The sequence below is a fragment of the Actinomadura sediminis genome (assembly GCF_042675525.1).
Lineage (GTDB): Bacteria > Actinomycetota > Actinomycetes > Streptosporangiales > Streptosporangiaceae > Spirillospora > Spirillospora sediminis.
This window is the reverse complement of sequence record NZ_JBHTJA010000041.1, coordinates 19,016-36,023: the sequence shown is the minus strand read 5'-3', so window position 1 is coordinate 36,023 and position 17,008 is coordinate 19,016. Positions and strand designations below refer to the sequence as shown.

Sequence of the window (17,008 nt, the reverse complement as noted above, 5' to 3'; positions counted from 1 at the left end):
TCTTACTCGGTCCAGATGGGCGGCTTCCGGTCCGCCCAGGGGCGCGCCTCCTCGAGCTGCGCCGACAGGGAGATGAGCGTGCCCTCCCCGCCGATCCGGCCCGCGAGCATCACGCCGATGGGCAGGCCCTCGTCGGTCCAGTGCAGCGGGACGTTCACCGCGGGCTGCCCCGAGATGTTGTACATCGCGCAGAAGGGTGTGAAACGCGTCTGCCGCGCGAAGTTCTCCTCGGGCTCCTGCTCGTGGAAGTACCCCACGGGCGCCGGGGGCTGCGCCAAGGTCGGGTGCAGGATCGCGTCGTACTCGTCCATCATCTCCAGCGCGAGGCGGAACGCGCCCTGCAGCGTCGCCTGCGCGTCGAGGAGCCGCGGCGCCGTGACGGCCTCGCCGCGTGCCCGCAGCCAGCGGGTCAGCGGCTGCAGCAGGTGCTCGCTCTCCGGCGGGACGGGCGTCGTCGTCGCCATCGCCGCCCACAGCGTCTCGAAGTGCGGCAGCAGCTCCGACGCGTCGACCCGCGGCAGGTCCACGACCTCGTGCCCCAGCTCCACCAGCAGCTCCGTCGCCGCCTCGTAGGCGGCGACGCAGTCGGGGTGGACGGTCGCGTCCGGCACCGCGGTCTCGATGCTGCGCGCGATCCGCAGCCGTCCCGGCGGCCGGTCCGCGAACGACAGGAACGTCCCGCCGGGCGCCGGCGCCCGGTACAGGTCCCCGTACATGGGCGCGGCCATGACGTCCAGCAGCAGCGCCGCGTCGCGGACGCCGCGGGCGATCGGGCCGTTCGTCGCGAGCCCGAACAGGTCCGCGCTGATCGGCCCCTGCGAGATCCGGCCGCGCGTCGGCTTGATCCCGAACAGGCCGCACGCGCTGGACGGGATGCGGATCGACCCGCCGCCGTCGCTGCCCTGCGCCCCGGGGGCCAGCCCGGCCGCGACGGCCGCCGCCGCGCCGCCGCTCGACCCGCCCGCCGACCGCGACAGGTCCCACGGCGTGCGGGCCGGCGGCGCCACCGGGCTCTCGGTGTAGCACGGCAGCCCGAACTCGGGCGTCGTCGTCTTCCCGGGCATCACCGACCCGGCGTCCCGCAGCAGCCGCACGACCGAGTCGTCCGCGAAGCCCTTCAGGTCGGCGAACACCGCCGAGCCGAACGTCGTCCGGACACCGGCCACCAGGTTCAGGTCCTTGATCGGGATCGGGACGCCGAGGAGCGGCGGCAGCTCCGCCGGATCGGCGGTGTCCAGCAGCGCCTTCTCGGCCGCGCGCGCCTGCTCGCGCGCGAGCTCCGCGGTCACGGTCACGTACGCCCCGACCCGCGGATTCAGGCGTTCGATGCGGTCGAGGTAGTGGTCGGCGAGTTCGACCGGGGACAGCTCGCGGGCCCGGAGGGCCGCGGCCGTCTCCCTGACGCCGAGGTCATGGGGTTGTGTCACGGAAGGAACCGTAGACGTCCCCTGCGCGGGCATCAACGGACCGCCCTGCGCGAAGACGGGCACCCCCCGGACGGAAGGGAGGTGAATTACCACCCTACCCACCTACCGCGTAAGAGAATCACTCACGGGCGGAGACAAAACTATTAACCCCGGACGACTAGTTCGACGCCCGCACGACTGATTACTCTGCGCACGGAGGATCATGCCCCCGATCGGAAAGGAATACGGAGCGTCACTCATGGCGATCACGGAGCGGGGCAACGGACAGGAAGCCCGGGTGCGTCCCGGGCCCGGACCCGAAGAGAGGCGTGACCAGCGTGAACCTCCCGTGAACGACCGGCCGGACGGCCCGGACGACCGCGCCGACGACCGCGCCGACGACCGTCCGGACGAGCCGGCGCGCGACCGCGCGGACGAGCGCGCCGCGGGCCTCGAGGGGCTGCTGAGCGACCCCCGCGCCCGTCCCTGGATCGTCCGCGGCGCCGCCGCCGTCGTCGCCCTCGCCGCCGGCTGGGTCCTCATCGACCTGCGCGCCGGGCTCACCCTCGCCGTCCTCGTGGTCATCGCCGACGTCGTCCGGGTGGCCCGCAAGAGCTCGAGCGTCCCCGCGTGGCAGAAGTCCTCGGCCGCCGAGCGCCGCACCGAGAAGCAGTTGAAGGCGCTCGAACGCCGCGGTTACCTCGTGCTGCACGCCCGCGCGGTGCCGCACGACACCGAGGGCGTCAGCGACGGCCGGATCGACCACCTGGTCATCGGACCGAGCGGCGTCTACGCGATCGACTCCGAGAAGTGGGACAAGCGCCTCCCGGTCCGCACGCTGTCCCACCTGAAGCTGTTCCACGGCCCCGTCAACAAGAAGGACCGGCTCGACGAGGCCCGCTGGGAGGCCGAGCAGGCCAGCAAGATCCTCGCCGGCCGGGTCGGTTTCGAAGTCCCCGTCCAGCCCTCGGTGGCGATCTACGGGCCGTCCATCCCGTGGAAGGTCATGCGGGTGCGGGACGTGGACGTCTACGCGGGCAACCGGGCGCGCGCCTACCTGCGCCGCCGGCCGAAGATCCTCACCGACGTCGACGTCCAGCGGATCTTCCAGGCGGCCGAGAAGGCCCTGCCGCCCAAGTACCCCGTCTGAACCCCGACGCGACACGCGGCACCTCGACCGCCCGGGGTGCCGCCCCCCTCCGCGGGACGCGCCGCCGCGCGTCCGCTCCGCAGGGCTCTCCGCCCGCACGGACGACTCTTCGCACAGATCACCGGGCCGGCCGCGCCGTCCCGGGAATTCGCGCGCCCGCCGCGCGTTGATACCATCGGGGACCTGGAAAGGCCGGCCCGCGCGCGACCTCCGCTGAGCCGGCGGCAGCGCCGCGATCCGCCGCTGCGAGCGTCCCGGCACACACCGCGACACCCGGGCGAAGATCGCCCGCCCGCCGACCCCGGCGCGGCGCGCGCACCCGGGCTCGCGCACGTCACAGGTCAGAGAGGTCACGATGCCCCCGCTCAGGTCACGCACGGTCACCCACGGCAGGAACATGGCGGGCGCCCGCGCGCTCATGCGGGCCAGCGGCGTCGAGCGCGAGGACTTCGGCAAGCCCATCGTCGCGGTCGCCAACAGCTACACGCAGTTCGTGCCCGGCCACGTCCACCTCGACGAGGTCGGCAAGGTCGTCGCCGGCGCCGTCAAGGAGGCCGGCGGCGTGCCCCGCGAGTTCAACACCATCGCCGTGGACGACGGCATCGCGATGGGCCACGGCGGCATGCTGTACTCGCTGCCGTCCCGCGAGCTCATCGCCGACGCGGTCGAGTACATGGTCAACGCGCACTGCGCCGACGCCCTCGTCTGCGTCTCCAACTGCGACAAGATCACGCCGGGGATGCTGCTGGCCGCCATGCGGCTCAACATCCCGACGGTGTTCGTCTCCGGCGGCCCGATGGAGGCCGGCAAGCCGGTCGAGGGCGTCATGGGCGGCAACAAGCTCGACCTCATCGACCCGATGATCGCCTCGGCGGACGAGTCCGTCGCCGACGCCAAGCTCGCCGAGATGGAGGAGAGCGCCTGCCCGACCTGCGGGTCCTGCTCGGGCATGTTCACCGCCAACTCGATGAACTGCCTCACCGAGGCGATCGGCCTCGCGCTGCCCGGCAACGGCACCGTCCTCGCCACCCACACCGCCCGCCGCGCCCTCTACGAGAACGCGGGCCGCACCGTCGTCGAGATCGCCAAGCGGTACTACGAGGACGACGACGAGTCCGTCCTCCCGCTGAACATCGCGACGTGGGAGGCGTTCGAGAACGCCATGGTGCTCGACGTCGCCATGGGCGGCTCCACCAACACGATCCTGCACCTGCTCGCCGCCGCCACCGAGGCCGGCGTCGACTTCGGCCTCGACGACATCGACGCCGTGTCCCGCCGCGTGCCGTGCCTGTGCAAGCTGGCGCCCGCGCTGGCCACCTACCACGTCGAGGACTGCCACCGCGCGGGCGGCATCCCCGCGCTCCTCGGCGAGCTGCACCGCGCCGGGCTGCTGAACTCCGACGCGCACACGATCCACAGCCCGTCCGTCGCCGAGTTCGTCGCCAAGTGGGACGTCCGCTCCCCCGACGTCCTGCCCGAGGCCGTCGAACTGTTCCACGCGGCCCCCGGCGGCGTCCGCAGCACGTCCGCGTTCAGCCAGAGCAACCGCTGGAAGGACCTCGACCTCGACCGCGCCGGGGGCTGCATCCGCGACGCCGAGCACGCCTACACCGCCGACGGCGGCCTCGCCGTCCTGCGCGGCAACATCGCCCCCGACGGCGCCATCGTCAAGACCGCGGGCGTCGAGGAGGAGCTCTGGACGTTCGCCGGCCCGGCCGTCGTGTTCGAGAGCCAGGACGAGGCCGTCGAGGGCATCCTCGCCGGCCGGGTGAAGCCCGGCGACGTCGTCGTCATCCGCTACGAGGGCCCGCGGGGCGGCCCCGGCATGCAGGAGATGCTGTACCCGACGAGCTTCCTCAAGGGCCGCGGGCTTGGCAAGGCGTGCGCGCTGATCACCGACGGCCGGTTCTCCGGCGGGACGTCCGGGCTGTCCATCGGGCACGCGTCCCCGGAGGCCGCGGGCGGCGGGATCATCGCCCTCGTCGAGGACGGCGACCGCATCGTCATCGACATCCCGAACCGGGTCCTGGAGCTGGACGTCCCGGCGGACGAGCTGGAGATCCGGCGGGAGAAGCTGCTGGCCGACCTCGGCGGCTACCGGCCCCGCGACCGGCAGCGTCCCGTCAGCGCCGCGCTGCGCGCCTACGCCGCCATGGCCACCTCGGCCTCCACCGGCGCCGCCCGGGACGTCTCCCAGCTCGAGCACCGCGCATGACCTGAGAGGTAATCGACCCACTTACCCGTGGCGGGAGAGAGTGGATCCCGAAAGGCCGGGGCGCCGGAAAGCGCCCCGGCACCACCTCTCAGGGGAGATCACCATGACCGCCTACGCGCTCGCCCACCTGCGACCGCAGCCGCCCCTGCACGACGACGTCTTCACCTACATCGAGCGCATCCAGGACACGATGGACCCGTTCGGCGGCCGCTTCCTCGTGCACGGCACGGACCCCGAGGTGATGGAGGGCCCGTTCGAGGGCGGGTACGTCCTCATCGAGTTCCCCGACATGGAGAACGCCCGCGCGTGGTTCGCGTCGGACGCCTACCAGGCGATCGTCCGGATGCGCACCGACAACATCCCGGGCACGGCGGTGCTGCTGCAGGGCGTCCCGCCGGACTACGACGCCGCCGCGACGGGCCGCGCCATGCGCGCCGCCCAGGCGGCGGCGCAGGCCGGCTGACCCGCCGGTCCGGACGCCGCCGCGGCCGTCAGGAGCAGCAGCCTCCGCCGCAGCAGCCGCCACCGGCGGACGGCGGGGGCTGCGGAGCGCCGCCGCGGGACGAACCGGTCACGGCGACCGTCGACAGCAGCTTGACCGTGTCGTCGTGCCCGTCCGGGCACGGCGCGGGATCGGACGCGTTGATCATCGGCCGGGAGACCTCGAAGGTCGACCCGCAGGCCCGGCAGCGGTAGTCATAACGTGGCACGCCTCAAATATAAGGTCGGCCGCCCGTTCCGGCCACGCCGCGCTCCGCTCCCGCCGCGGTCAGGCGGCGGGTTCGGTCACGTACGGGGCCCACTGGGGGTCGCCGTCGTGGACGATGCCGATCAGCCGCCAGTGCGCGCCGCGCGGGACGCCCGGGGTGACGGGGAGCTCCCAGCCCAGTTCGTCCAGGAGGCGGTCGGCCTTGCGGTGGTTGCACGTCGTGCAGGACGCGACGCAGTTCTCCCACGAGTGGGCGCCGCCGCGGCTGCGGGGATGGACGTGGTCGATGGTCTCGGCGCGGCGCCCGCAGTAGACGCAGCGGAAGTTGTCCCGGCGCATGAGGGCGGCGCGGGTCAGCGGGACGCGGGTGCGGAACGGGATCCGCACGTAGCGGCGGAGCCGGATGACGGACGGCACCTCGACGGCCATCGTGGCCGAGTGCAGCACCGCGCCGCCGACGTCGTGATGGACGATCTCGGCCTTCTCCCGGAGCACGAGGCAGACCGCCCGGCGGAGCGGGAGCGTCGTGAGCGGTTCGTACGTCGCGTTCAGGAGGAGGACCTGTCGCATCAGACGGCCCCCGTCGCGTTCGGTGTCGCCTCGGTGGGCGCGGCCGCACGCACGTCCCACCGAGGCCGGAATATCTTCTCCGGCACCTGTGACCCCGCCATGAGGACCTCCTCGAGGGCGAACCGACAACATCAGTGTGGCCTGTGAGGGGCCCGTTCGCTACCCCAATAATTCCCATCTGTCGGTCTGATGGAACGCAAAAGCCCACTTCGTCAGTCCGGAGCGGTGTGGAGCGGGCCGGTCCCGGCGGCCAATACAGTGCATTCCATGACGCCGTATCCGCCCGCGCAGCGCCAGGACATCGTCGAGGAAATCCACGGACACCGGGTCGCGGACCCCTACCGCTGGCTGGAGGACGCCGACTCCGCCGACACCCGCGAGTGGCTCGCCGCGCAGGACGAGCTGTTCCACAAGGCCGTCGACGACCTCCCCGGGCGGGACGGGCTGCGGCGGCGGCTTCGCGAACTGCTCGGCGCCGGCAGCGTCGGCGCCCCGATCTGGCGCGGCGACCGCCGGTTCTTCACCCGGCGCACCGCCGACCAGGAGCACCCCGTCCTCTACACGGTGGACGCGGGCGGCGCCGAGCGGGTCCTCGTCGACCCGATGGAGCTCGACCCGGAGGGCACCACCACCCTCGACGGCTGGCAGCCCGACAAGGAGGGCCGCCGCCTCGCCTACAAGATCTCCCAGGGCGGGGACGAGGAGTCGCTGCTGTACGTGATGGACGTCGCGACGGGCGAGACGGTCGAGGGGCCGATCGACCGCGCCCGCTACTCGGCCGTCGCGTGGCTGCCCGGCGGCGAGGCGTACTACTACTCGCGGCGCCTGCACGCCCGGGACGTCCCCGAGGGTGAGGAGCAGTACCACCGGCGGGTCTACCTGCACCGCGTCGGCACCGATCCTGACGCCGACGACGTCCTGATCTTCGGTGAGGGGCGCGACAAGACGAACTACTACGGCGTCGGCGTGAGCCGCGACGGCCGCTGGCTCACGATCTCGTCCTCGCAGGGCACCGCGCCCCGCAACGACCTGTGGATCGCCGATCTTTCCGCGTCGGCTCCCGACCGGCCCGAGCTGCGCGCCGTCCAGGAGGGCGTCGACGCCGAGACGAGCCTGCACGTCGGGCGGGACGGGCGCGCGTACGTCTTCACGGACCGGGACGCGCCGCGCGGGCGGCTGTGCGTCGCCGATCCGGCGGACCCGTCGCCCGGCACGTGGCGGGACCTGATCCCCGAGGACCCCGAGGCCGTCCTGAGCGACTTCGCGATCCTCGACGGGATGGACCGTCCCCGGCTCCTCGCCGGCTGGACGCGGCACGCGATCAGCGAGATCACCGTGCACGACCTGGAGACCGGCGAGCGGCTCGGCGAGGTGCCCACGCCGGGTCTCGGCTCGATCGGCGGGATCGTCGAGCGGCCCGAGGGCGGGCACGAGGCGTGGTTCGGCTACACCGACAGCGTCACCCCCTCGTCCGTCCTGCGCTACGACGCCCGCACCGGCGAGACGACCACGTGGGCGACCGCGCCGGGGAGCGTCGAGGTCCCCGAGGTCGAGACCCGCCAGGTCGTCTACACGTCGCGGGACGGCACGGACGTGCGGATGCTCGTCATCTCGGGTACCGGGTCGCGTCCGGACGCGCCGGGGCCGCGGCCCGCGATCCTGTACGGGTACGGCGGGTTCAACATCTCTCTCACGCCGTCGTACTCGGCAAGCATCCTGGCGTGGGTGGAGGCGGGCGGCGTCTACGCGATCGCGAACCTGCGCGGCGGCTCGGAGGAGGGCGAGGAGTGGCACCGCGCGGGCATGCGGGAGCGGAAGCAGAACGTCTTCGACGACTTCCACGCCGCCGCCGAGAAGCTCATCGCCGACGGGCTGACCACCCCGTCGCGGCTGGCGATCTCCGGCGGATCGAACGGCGGGCTCCTCGTCGGGGCCGCGCTGACGCAGCGTCCGGACCTCTACCGTGCCGTCGTGTGCTCGGCGCCGCTCCTCGACATGGTGCGGTACGAGCGGTTCGGCCTCGGCCAGACGTGGAACGACGAGTACGGGACGGCCGACGATCCGGAGGAGTTCGGCTGGCTGATCGGCTACTCCCCGTACCACCACGTCCACCCGGGCACCGCCTACCCGGCGACGCTGTTCACGACGTTCGGCAGCGACACCCGCGTCGACCCGCTGCACGCCCGCAAGCTGTGCGCGGCCCTGCAGCACGCGACCGCGTCCGACGCCCCGGTCCTGCTGCGGAACGAGTCGGAGGTCGGGCACTCGGCCCGGTCGGTGTCCCGGTCGGTGGACCTGATGACCGACACCCTCTCGTTCATCGCGGCCCAGACGGGACTCGAACTGGACGAGTGATCCTGGCAGGGGGTGCGCACGCGGCGAACGTCCGCGTCCTCGTTCTCCGCCTGCGCCGGGACGTCCCCGCCGACATCGCGGCGCGCTCCCGGGGAAGCACCCCCGTATGCGACCCCTTCTCACGTTCGGGCACGGGACGGCCGGGCGCGGCGAGCTGACCCGGCTGCTGGACGGCGCCGCGGTGCGGGCGGTCGTGGACGTGCGGACGGCGCCGGGCAGCCGGCGCAACCCGGACGTGCACCGCGACGCGCTGCGGGAGTGGCTTCCGGCCGCGGGCGTCGGCTACCGCTGGGAGAGGCGGCTCGGCGGTTTCCGCCGGGCCGCGCCCGACTCCCCCGACACGTTCTGGCGCAACGACTCCTTCCGCGGCTACGCCGGGCACACCCGCGACCCCGGCTTCCTCGCCGCCATGGACGTCCTGCTGCGCGAGGCGGAACGGGACCGGACGGCCGTCATGTGCAGCGAATCGGTGTGGTGGCGGTGCCATCGGCGGCTCATCGCCGACTTCGCGGTGCTGGCGCGCGGCCGTCCCGTGCTGCATCTCGCGCACGACGGGCGCCTCACCGAGCATCCGCCGACGCCGGGCGCGCGGCTGCGGGACGACGGCCTGCTCGTCTACGACGGCGAGAGCGCCGAGTGACCCGCCCGGCGGGGCGGTCCGGTCAGCGCAGCGATTTCTCGATGTAGATGTTGACGATGCCGCCGATCGTCTCGCGGCGCGTCTCCGTCCAGCCGAACCGGCGGTAAAGGGCGAGGGCGGGCCGCTGAAGCTCGGTCGTGTCGGCGCGCAGGATCCGGTAGCCGAGTTCGGCGGCACGCTGTTCGAGCGCGGTGACCATGGCGGCGCCGTAGCCGCGGCGCTGCAGCGCGGGCAGCACCCGCAGCCGCACCATCTCCACGGCGTCGAGCTTGCCGCCGCCGAGCGAGAAGCCGCCGAAGGCGCGCGCGTGCCCGCCGGGGACGAGGTCGGCGCGGCGCAGGCCGCCCATGGCGACGATGCCGCCGTCGACCTCGCCGACGAGGAACTCGCCGTCGTTGCGGAGGTAGATGTCCTCCATCCGGAAGAAGTCGTGGTCGTAGTACACGCCGTCGCCGGGGCGCAGCCCGACCTGGGCGAGCCCCTCGCGGTGCAGCGCGAGGACGACGCCGTGGTCGGCGGGGTGGTAGCGGCGCAGGCGCAGTTCGCCGAACCGCCATTCGGGCGGCTCGTCCGCGACGCGGACGAGGGGGCGAGCGCCCTGCCAGGGGGCGTCTTCGGAGGTCGTCATGCCGGTGTCAGACCTGTTCGGCCGGGGGGACGGACGGGGTGTCCCGTGCGGGGCTCGTCACCCACGGGCCCGCCAGGGCCTCGTAGAAGTCCTTCAACCCGGGGGTGTCGGGGCCGTGCTTGGCGGAGACGGCGGCGCCGATCTGCCGCGCCCGGTGCACGAGGATGTCGGACCGGTGGTCGGCGGGCAGGTCGAGGATGGCCTCCTGGCCCGCGGCGAGGGCCGCCTCCGGTTCACCGGCGTGCAGCTTGCAGGTGGCGCGGTCGAGGCGGACGAGCGTCCGGTCGACGCGGTCGGTGGGCTCGTACAGGGTGAGGGCGTGGCTCAGCACCTCGTCGCCGCTCTTGTGGTCGCCGAGGCTGGTGAAGGTGTCGCCCTCGTAGAACGCCATCTGCCGGTCGGTGAAACCGAACACCAGGTCGCCGGTGTCGGTCTTGGACAACTGGTCGAACACCGAACGTCCGCGCACCAGGGCGCGGCGGGCGCTCGGCGCCGCGTCGCCCCGGCCGCGCATCGCCAGCATGCCCAGCGCGCGCGCCTCCACGGCGGGCGCCATCGCGGCGGCCACGCCGGGGGTGCGGCCGGCGAGGTCCTGCGCCTTGCGCGCGAGGTGGAGGGCCTCGCGGGGGTCGCCGTAGTACATCGGGACGAGCGACTCCCGGACGGTCACCCAGGCGCGGAGCTGCCGGTCGCCGGTCTCGTCGGCCGCGGTCCGGGCCGTCCGGAAGAACGAGCGGGCCAGCCGGTGGTCGCCCAGGTTGATCATGATGAGCCCGGACAGCCCGGACAGCTGCGCCGCGATCCGGCACAGCCGTTCCTGGAGCTCCACGGGCTGCCGCTGGTCGCACATGCGCCGCACCTCGCTGAAGTCCAGCAGCACGTCGCACAGCATCCGCAGCGACGGCGTCGCCTGGTACTGGCGGCCGTAGCCGTAGGTCGTCTCCTCCCACTGGTCGAGCATGGTCGGCGATACGGTCGCGCCGACGAGGGTGTCGTCCATCTTGCGGCGCAGGCTGTCGACCGTTCCGAGGATCTGGCCGTCGAGCGTGACGCCCGCTCCGGCCAGCAACTGCAGAAGGGTTCTGCGGAGCACGATGTCCTCCTCTCCCACATCGATGTTCAGGGGGCCATCGGCGCGGTCGGGGCCGCGGAGGTCGGTGACGTCGGACCGGAGACCGTCCCCGGTCCGGGGCACGATCGCCCCGACGAGCGGACGCGGGTCGGGTTCCCGGACCGCCGCCGGCCGTTCGGGCACGCGCGGCGGGGGCGCCGCGGCGGACGAGCCCGCACGGGCGCCGTGGCCGCGGCCGCAGATGCAGGGACCCTGGTAGTCCAGCTCGTGGGGTTCCACCCGGTAGACGGCGCAGAGGTAATGGAGGTACTCGGGGCCGGGTCGTTTGTAGCCGCTCTCGTAGGCCGACAGCAGCGTCTCCCCCAGCCGGGGCAGCGGCTTGCCGTCGATCTCGTACAGCGCTTTGACCTGGGCGACGATGTCGGACAGCGCGACGCCGTGGGCGAGCCGGTGCGACTTGATCCGGCTCGTGCCGAACAGCGGGGCGCACTGCTCGTGGATCTCGCGCGCGATCTGCGCGGCGCCGCGCCCGCGGGCGAGGCCGTGCGCGCGGATCCGGCGCGCGACGTCCGTCTCTTTCCGGGGGGGTTCCGACATCGCCTCCGGCCTCCTCACCGTTCTGCCGACATGTTCGTCACCCCGGGGAGAGGCGATCGTCCCTGCCACAGCGACCGGTTACCAATTGGCCACGAGAGATAATCTCTCGCGCACGCAGCGTAACCCTGGGGGCAAGGCCGGCCAAGCGTTTCCCATCAAGAGGAAGGGCCGCGGGGTGATCCTCGCCACCCAGGGTAGAGATTCTTCCTCCGGCGGAGGGGAACCTTCTCCCACCGGGTGAAACCTCTGTACTTCGACGTGCGCGCGCGCCCTTGACCCGGCAGTGTGAGAATTGCAATTCTCGCCGGGAGTAACGGACCGGATCCGCTGAGTCGATCACCGACGCCGCGGACGGGGCGCGGCGCGGGACCCTCCGCGACGGCGCGATGGAGGGAAGGGGTGCGAAAGTGGGCAGCGACGAACGCGTCGGCTACCTGCAGGAGCTGGAGCGCGAGCTCGGCACGCGCGGACTCGTCGCCCGCGTGGTCCGGACACGCTCCGGGCCCGCGTTCCTGCGGGTGGTGAACCCGGAGGCCGCGAGCCTCGCCGAGGACGTCACATGCGCCCCGGTCCCCGACGGCCGCGACCACTACTACTGGTGGTCGTGGGGCGAGCGGATGGTCCGCGTGGGCGATCCGGACGCCGCCGCGCGCAAGCTCGCGCACGTCCTGCAGCCGCTGGCGCCCGCCCGCGGGCCCGCGGCGGAGCCGGTCCGCGACCATCTGGACGTCCGCGAGCACCGGGAGCCGGCGGCGTGCGACCGCCGCGCGCCGGTGCCCGCGGGCGAGCGGCCGCCGAGCCGCTGCTGAGACCGGGCGCGCCCCGCGGGCCGCGGCCGGAACGGCGCGGTGGCCGCGGAACGCGGGGCGCGTTCGCCCGACGGCCCTCCCCGGCCGGGGCGCGATGCTTCGCCGTGGAACACCGGGCGCGGCGCCCGATCCGATCGTGACCGTCCCCTACGATCCGGACCGGGCCCGCCGCCCGTCCACGGCGCCGCGTCGCGCCGCCCACACCGGCCGGGGAGGGTGACCCTCCGCCCGGCGGGACGGCCCGGAGGCGCCGCGAGAGGCGATCTCTCGCATAGGGTGGGACGCGCTATGACGGAAAAGGTGACCTTCTACGAGGCGGTCGGCGGCGAGGAGACCTTCCGCCGGCTGGTCCACCGCTTTTACCAGGGTGTGGCCGAGGACCCGGACCTGCGCGCCCTCTACCCGGAGGAGGATCTCGGCCCCGCGGAGGAGCGCCTGCGGCTGTTCCTCATCCAGTACTGGGGCGGCCCGAACACCTACAGCCGGCAGCGCGGGCATCCGCGGCTGCGGATGCGGCACGTCCCGTTCGTCATCGGCGAGGCGGAGCGGGACGCGTGGCTGCGGCACATGCGCGTCGCCGTGGACGAACTGGAGCTGCCCCCCGAGCTGGAGCAGATGCTCTGGAACTACTTCACGATGGCCGCCAACTCCCTGGTGAACGCCCCCACCTGACGGGCCGGAACCCGCCCGGCGCGGCGATCCGCCCGGAGCCCGGCCGGCCCCGCGGCGGGACGCCCGGAGCGCCCCGCCGCGGGACGGACGGCTAGAGCCGCGGCCGCTGCATCTGCAGGGGGTCGTCGGCGGCCGGGCCGGTCCGCAGCGTGCGCGGCTCGTCCTCGACGCCCGCCCAGCGCCGCACGTCCGACTCGGCGTCCGCCCGCTGCCCGGCCGGCAGCCGGGCGATCAGCCGGGCGCTGTGGTTCTGCCCCGGCGCCACGTACACGTCGGAGTCACGGGCGCCCCGGCCCAGCCGGAACGGCTCGGCCCCCCACGGGTCGTTCTCGCCGTACACGAACAGCATGTGCTCGGCGTTCCGCCGCACCCAGCGATCGATGTCGCGCATCGCCCGGCCGTGGTCGAACCGCATCGGGATGTCGCGCGGCACGTACGTCCGCGGCTGGTAGCTCGACTCGTACCGCAGCATCGGCCGCAGGTTCCGGAACTCCGGCTTGGGCCAGCCGAGCTGCGTGCCCGCCTGGTAGTAGTACGGGATGTACGCCTCGAGTCCCTGGTCGGTGTAGAACGACAGCCCCGACACGGTGTCGAGCGCCTCGTAGAGCTTGTCGTCCGACGCGGTCGCCGGAGGCAGGTCCTTGCAGTCGGACTCCAGGCTGTACTGCCAGAACGCCCACTCGAAGTCCATCACCGAGTTCTCGAACGCCCGGTCGGGCGTACGCAGGATCTCGAACGTCCAGCGGTTCTTCTCCGCGGCCGCCGCGAACCGCTCGAGCATCGCCGGCCGCCGCTCGAGGAACTCCCGGGCGAGCGCCTTCACGTGCGCGTTGCACTCCGGGCTCCCGACCGTCTCGAAGAACGCGTCGTACGCCCGGTCGTCCCGGTTCCGCACGTCGTTCGGCGCCACGTACACGACGCTGCCGTCCACGTCGTCCGGGTAGAACCGCTTGTGGTAGACGGCCGTCATGCCGCCCTTGCTGGCGCCCGTCGTGATCCACTTCCCGGTGTAGATCCGCTCCAGGGCCTCGATGATCCGGTGCTGGTCGGTCGCGGCCTGCCAGATCGTGTCCTTGCGCCAGTCCGTCGGCTCGGGCCGCGACGGGCTGAAGTACCGGTACTCCATCGAGAGCTGGTTGCCGTCCACCAGCGCGGTCGGTTCGGAGGTGAACATGACCTCCGGCGTGTGGTAGCCGCTGGTGTAGAAGACCATCGGCCGGTCGGTCGAGACGTGCTGGAGCATGATCCGCTGTTCGAACCACTGCCCCCACGGCCTGCGATGGTCGACGGGCTGCCGGTAGGTCAGCCAGAACCACCGCTGACCGGGGATCGTCGAGGGCTTCTCCGTCACCGTCATGCCCGGGATCGCGTCGAGCCGGGCGCCGATGTCGCCCGCCTGCGCCGTGACCTGCGTCGTGGGCGCCGCCTGCGCCGCGGTGAGGCCGGATCCGGCCAGACCCGCGGCGAGCAGCAGCGCCACCGCCCCTTGTGAGACGCGCCGCATTGTGTCCCTTTCTACGTGGGTTCGCCACATTTGCGTCGCGACACTAGAGCGAAAACCCGGGCAAAAACGGAGTCCTGCGCCGCTCGTTACCTATCCGTGATCACCCGGAGCCATGCGGACAACAGACGAACTTTCCCTTGGAAGGGCAGAAAGAAGACACGTAAGGGCACCGCCCGCGCCTCACCCGCCCCCCGACCTGGGCACGAACCACCCGAGGACCCGACCGTCCCGGAGAGCCGACCGGTTGCCGAACGAGCCGGCGGCCGGAACCGGCCGGATGGACGGCCGGAATCCCGGACGGCCGGGCGAGGCGGTCGGGTCGGTCGGTTAGCGCCGGTCGGGCGCGGGGGCCATGTAGCGGCCGATGAAGTCGCGTTCGTGGGGGGTGAACCGGCGGAGCCGGTTGGCCTCGACGTCGAACGCGACGAGCGTCGAGGTGGCCTCGGCGTAGACGTTGTCGTCGTCCCGCACCTCGTAGGCGAGCTTGAACGACGCCGCGCGGGCCTCGGTCACCCACGTCTCGACCCGGATCGGGTAGACGGTCGGCAGCAGCGGGAGCCGGTAGTCGATCTCGTGCCGCGAGATCACCATGCCGCGGACGGGCTCCTCCCCCTTGCGCACCGGGTCGCCGTGGAACATCTCCAGGCGGGCGTCCTCCAGGTACCCGAGGAACTTGACGTTGTTCACGTGCCCCTGGGAGTCGATGTCCCCGAAGCGGATGTGGAACTCGTAGACGTGCCGGTACTCGACCGCGGGCTTGTCCGTCATGTCCTCGCCTGGGGTTATTGGGGGAATTGCAGTGATCGGCCCGATGCTACCGGCGGCCCGGTGCGCCTCCGTACTGCGGGACGTGACAAAAACGGCCGCCGCCACGCGCATGCGCGGCGGCGGCCGTTCGAGAACCGCTAGTCCCGCGTCAGCTTGCGGTGCGTGACGCGGTGCGGGCGCGCCGCGTCGGCGCCGAGGCGCTCGATCTTGTTCTTCTCGTAGTCGGCGAAGTTGCCCTCGAACCAGAACCAGCTCGAGCCGCCCTCCCACGCCAGGATGTGCGTGGCGATGCGGTCCAGGAACCACCGGTCGTGCGAGGTGATCACGGCGCAGCCGGGGAACTCCAGGAGCGCGTTCTCCAGGCTCGACAGGGTCTCGGTGTCGAGGTCGTTGGTCGGCTCGTCCAGCAGCAGGACGTTGCCGCCCTGCTTCAGCGTCAGCGCCAGGTTGAGCCGGTTGCGCTCACCGCCGGACAGGACGCCCGACGGCTTCTGCTGGTCCGGGCCCTTGAAGCCGAACGCCGCCACGTACGCGCGGGACGGCATCTCGACCTGGCCGACGTTGATGTGGTCGAGCCCGTCGGAGACGACCTCCCACACGGTCTTCTTCGGGTCGATGCCGCCCCGGCCCTGGTCGACGTACGAGACCTTGACGGTGTCGCCGAGCCGCAGGTCGCCGCCGTCCGGCTTCTCCTCACCGACGATCATCCGGAACAGCGTGGTCTTGCCGACGCCGTTCGGGCCGATGATGCCGACGATGCCGTTCGGCGGGAGGTTGAACGACAGCTCGTCCATCAGGAGCCGGTCGCCGAAGCCCTTGGTCAGCTTGTCGGAGACGATCACCGTGTTGCCCAGCCGCGGCCCCGGCGGGATCTGGATCTCCTCGAAGTCCAGCTTGCGGGTCTTGGCGGCCTCCGCCGCCATCTCCTCGTACCGCTCCAGACGGGCCTTGCTCTTCGTCTGCCGCGCCTTCGGGTTCGAGCGGACCCACTCCAGCTCGTCCTGGAGCCGCTTCTTGCGCTTGGCGTCCTTGTTGCCCTCGACCTTGAGCCGCTCCGCCTTCTTCTCCAGGTAGACGGAGTAGTTGCCCTCGTACGGGTAGCAGCGGCCCCGGTCGAGCTCCAGGATCCAGGTCGCGACGTTGTCGAGGAAGTACCGGTCGTGGGTGACGGCGAGGACGGTGCCCTCGTACTTGGCGAGGAACTGCTCGAGCCACTGCACGCTCTCGGCGTCCAGGTGGTTGGTGGGCTCGTCCAGCAGCAGGAGGTCGGGGGCCTCCAGCAGGAGCTTGCACAGCGCGACGCGGCGGCGCTCACCGCCCGACAGCTTCGTCACCTCGGCGTCCGGCGCCGGGCAGCGCAGCGCGTCCATCGCCTGCTCGAGCTGGCTGTCGAGGTCCCAGGCGTTGCGGTGGTCCAGCTGCTCCTGCAGCTTGCCCATCTCCGCCATGAGCTCGTCGGAGTAGTCCGTCGCCATCTGCTCGGCGATCTGGTTGAACCGGTCGAGCATCGCCTTCGTCTCGGCGACGCCCTCCTGGACGTTCTCCAGGACGGTCTTCTCCTCGTTGAGCGGCGGCTCCTGCTGCAGCATCCCGACCGTGAAGCCCGGCATCAGGCGCGCGTCGCCGTTCGACGGCTGTTCCAGACCGGCCATCATCCGCAGCAGCGTCGACTTACCGGTGCCGTTCGGTCCCAGGACACCGATCTTGGCGCCGGGGAGGAAGTGCAGGGTGACGTCGTCCAGGACGACCTTGTCGCCATGTGCCTTGCGCACACGCTGCATCGTGTAGATGTACTCGGCCATAATCCTCAAGCCTAGAGGGTCCGCGGCACCGCTTGGTCGCACTCGCCGGACATCCCCGCCCCGGCGATCGTCCCGCACGACGGCCGCCATCGTCCCGCTCCCCAGGGACGA

At 72.3% G+C, this 17,008-nt stretch carries 15 protein-coding genes; 7 read left to right on the top strand and 8 right to left on the bottom strand.

The window, feature by feature from the left end; all coding sequences use genetic code 11:
• Positions 1-2: 2 nt before the first annotated feature.
• Positions 3-1,427 carry an amidase gene (locus ACFQ11_RS20365; protein ID WP_378300876.1) on the bottom strand — a complete coding sequence of 475 codons (1,425 nt, stop codon included), beginning with the start codon at positions 1,425-1,427 and terminating at the stop codon, positions 3-5.
• A 328-nt stretch (positions 1,428-1,755) separates the two neighbouring features.
• Here ACFQ11_RS20365 and ACFQ11_RS20360 point away from each other — a divergent pair, with 328 nt between their 5' ends.
• The 3 genes from ACFQ11_RS20360 (at position 1,756) to ACFQ11_RS20350 (ending at position 5,234) form a co-directional block, all read left to right on the top strand.
• Positions 1,756-2,556: a nuclease-related domain-containing protein gene (locus ACFQ11_RS20360; RefSeq protein WP_378300875.1), complete on the top strand. Its 801-nt coding sequence runs from the start codon at positions 1,756-1,758 to the stop codon at positions 2,554-2,556.
• 355 nt (positions 2,557-2,911) lie between these two features.
• Positions 2,912-4,771, top strand: coding sequence for a dihydroxy-acid dehydratase (gene ilvD / locus ACFQ11_RS20355; protein ID WP_378300873.1), 1,860 nt, complete (start codon positions 2,912-2,914; stop codon positions 4,769-4,771).
• Between the two features lie 103 nt (positions 4,772-4,874).
• Positions 4,875-5,234, top strand: a complete 360-nt coding sequence (locus ACFQ11_RS20350; RefSeq protein WP_378300871.1) for a DUF1330 domain-containing protein — start codon at positions 4,875-4,877, stop codon at positions 5,232-5,234.
• Between the two features lie 28 nt (positions 5,235-5,262).
• Here ACFQ11_RS20350 and ACFQ11_RS20345 read toward each other — a convergent pair whose 3' ends face one another.
• Complete coding sequence (locus ACFQ11_RS20345; protein WP_378300869.1) at positions 5,263-5,481, bottom strand: FmdB family zinc ribbon protein; 219 nt, start codon at positions 5,479-5,481, stop codon at positions 5,263-5,265.
• Between the two features lie 59 nt (positions 5,482-5,540).
• Positions 5,541-6,050, bottom strand: coding sequence for an HNH endonuclease (locus ACFQ11_RS20340; protein WP_378300867.1), 510 nt, complete (start codon positions 6,048-6,050; stop codon positions 5,541-5,543).
• 267 nt (positions 6,051-6,317) lie between these two features.
• On the opposite strand from ACFQ11_RS20340, the gene ACFQ11_RS20335 reads away from it, so the two are divergent.
• The gene (locus ACFQ11_RS20335) at positions 6,318-8,405 is read left to right on the top strand and encodes a prolyl oligopeptidase family serine peptidase (protein WP_378300865.1); all 2,088 of its coding nucleotides are present in this window, start codon (positions 6,318-6,320) and stop codon (positions 8,403-8,405) included.
• A gap of 106 nt (positions 8,406-8,511) precedes the next feature.
• Positions 8,512-9,045, top strand: coding sequence for a DUF488 domain-containing protein (locus ACFQ11_RS20330; protein ID WP_378300863.1), 534 nt, complete (start codon positions 8,512-8,514; stop codon positions 9,043-9,045).
• Positions 9,046-9,067: 22 nt separating this feature from the next.
• Here ACFQ11_RS20330 and ACFQ11_RS20325 read toward each other — a convergent pair whose 3' ends face one another.
• Together ACFQ11_RS20325 and ACFQ11_RS20320 are read right to left on the bottom strand one after the other, a co-directional pair.
• Complete coding sequence (locus ACFQ11_RS20325) at positions 9,068-9,673, bottom strand: GNAT family N-acetyltransferase (protein WP_378300861.1); 606 nt, start codon at positions 9,671-9,673, stop codon at positions 9,068-9,070.
• A 7-nt stretch (positions 9,674-9,680) separates the two neighbouring features.
• Positions 9,681-11,342, bottom strand: a complete 1,662-nt coding sequence (locus ACFQ11_RS20320; RefSeq protein WP_378300859.1) for an XRE family transcriptional regulator — start codon at positions 11,340-11,342, stop codon at positions 9,681-9,683.
• 407 nt (positions 11,343-11,749) lie between these two features.
• Here ACFQ11_RS20320 and ACFQ11_RS20315 point away from each other — a divergent pair, with 407 nt between their 5' ends.
• Both ACFQ11_RS20315 and ACFQ11_RS20310 read left to right on the top strand, forming a co-directional pair.
• Complete coding sequence (locus ACFQ11_RS20315; protein ID WP_378300857.1) at positions 11,750-12,151, top strand: hypothetical protein; 402 nt, start codon at positions 11,750-11,752, stop codon at positions 12,149-12,151.
• Positions 12,152-12,439: 288 nt separating this feature from the next.
• Positions 12,440-12,823 carry a globin gene (locus ACFQ11_RS20310; protein ID WP_378300855.1) on the top strand — a complete coding sequence of 128 codons (384 nt, stop codon included), beginning with the start codon at positions 12,440-12,442 and terminating at the stop codon, positions 12,821-12,823.
• Positions 12,824-12,914: 91 nt separating this feature from the next.
• Here ACFQ11_RS20310 and ACFQ11_RS20305 read toward each other — a convergent pair whose 3' ends face one another.
• From ACFQ11_RS20305 to ettA, 3 genes are all read right to left on the bottom strand, one after another.
• Complete coding sequence (locus ACFQ11_RS20305) at positions 12,915-14,327, bottom strand: S28 family serine protease (protein WP_378300853.1); 1,413 nt, start codon at positions 14,325-14,327, stop codon at positions 12,915-12,917.
• Positions 14,328-14,654: 327 nt separating this feature from the next.
• The gene (locus tag ACFQ11_RS20300) at positions 14,655-15,095 is read right to left on the bottom strand and encodes an acyl-CoA thioesterase (RefSeq protein ID WP_378300851.1); all 441 of its coding nucleotides are present in this window, start codon (positions 15,093-15,095) and stop codon (positions 14,655-14,657) included.
• Positions 15,096-15,232: 137 nt separating this feature from the next.
• On the bottom strand, positions 15,233-16,897 hold the full coding sequence (gene ettA, locus ACFQ11_RS20295) for an energy-dependent translational throttle protein EttA (RefSeq protein ID WP_378300849.1): 1,665 nt from the start codon (positions 16,895-16,897) through the stop codon (positions 15,233-15,235).
• Between the last annotated feature and the right edge of the window lie 111 nt (positions 16,898-17,008).

What these genes read in the sequence shown, in the direction of transcription:
- ACFQ11_RS20340 (WP_378300867.1), bottom strand. Translation starts at nt 6,050, where the DNA reads ATGCGACAGGTCCTCCTCCTGAACGCGACGTACGAACCGCTCACGACG.
- ACFQ11_RS20320 (WP_378300859.1), bottom strand. Translation starts at nt 11,342, where the DNA reads ATGTCGGAACCCCCCCGGAAAGAGACGGACGTCGCGCGCCGGATCCGC.
- ACFQ11_RS20325 (WP_378300861.1), bottom strand. Translation starts at nt 9,673, where the DNA reads ATGACGACCTCCGAAGACGCCCCCTGGCAGGGCGCTCGCCCCCTCGTC.
- ACFQ11_RS20350 (WP_378300871.1), top strand. Translation starts at nt 4,875, where the DNA reads ATGACCGCCTACGCGCTCGCCCACCTGCGACCGCAGCCGCCCCTGCAC.
- ettA (WP_378300849.1), bottom strand. Translation starts at nt 16,897, where the DNA reads ATGGCCGAGTACATCTACACGATGCAGCGTGTGCGCAAGGCACATGGC.
- ACFQ11_RS20310 (WP_378300855.1), top strand. Translation starts at nt 12,440, where the DNA reads ATGACGGAAAAGGTGACCTTCTACGAGGCGGTCGGCGGCGAGGAGACC.
- ACFQ11_RS20305 (WP_378300853.1), bottom strand. Translation starts at nt 14,327, where the DNA reads ATGCGGCGCGTCTCACAAGGGGCGGTGGCGCTGCTGCTCGCCGCGGGT.
- ACFQ11_RS20300 (WP_378300851.1), bottom strand. Translation starts at nt 15,095, where the DNA reads ATGACGGACAAGCCCGCGGTCGAGTACCGGCACGTCTACGAGTTCCAC.
- ilvD (WP_378300873.1), top strand. Translation starts at nt 2,912, where the DNA reads ATGCCCCCGCTCAGGTCACGCACGGTCACCCACGGCAGGAACATGGCG.
- ACFQ11_RS20330 (WP_378300863.1), top strand. Translation starts at nt 8,512, where the DNA reads ATGCGACCCCTTCTCACGTTCGGGCACGGGACGGCCGGGCGCGGCGAG.
- ACFQ11_RS20335 (WP_378300865.1), top strand. Translation starts at nt 6,318, where the DNA reads ATGACGCCGTATCCGCCCGCGCAGCGCCAGGACATCGTCGAGGAAATC.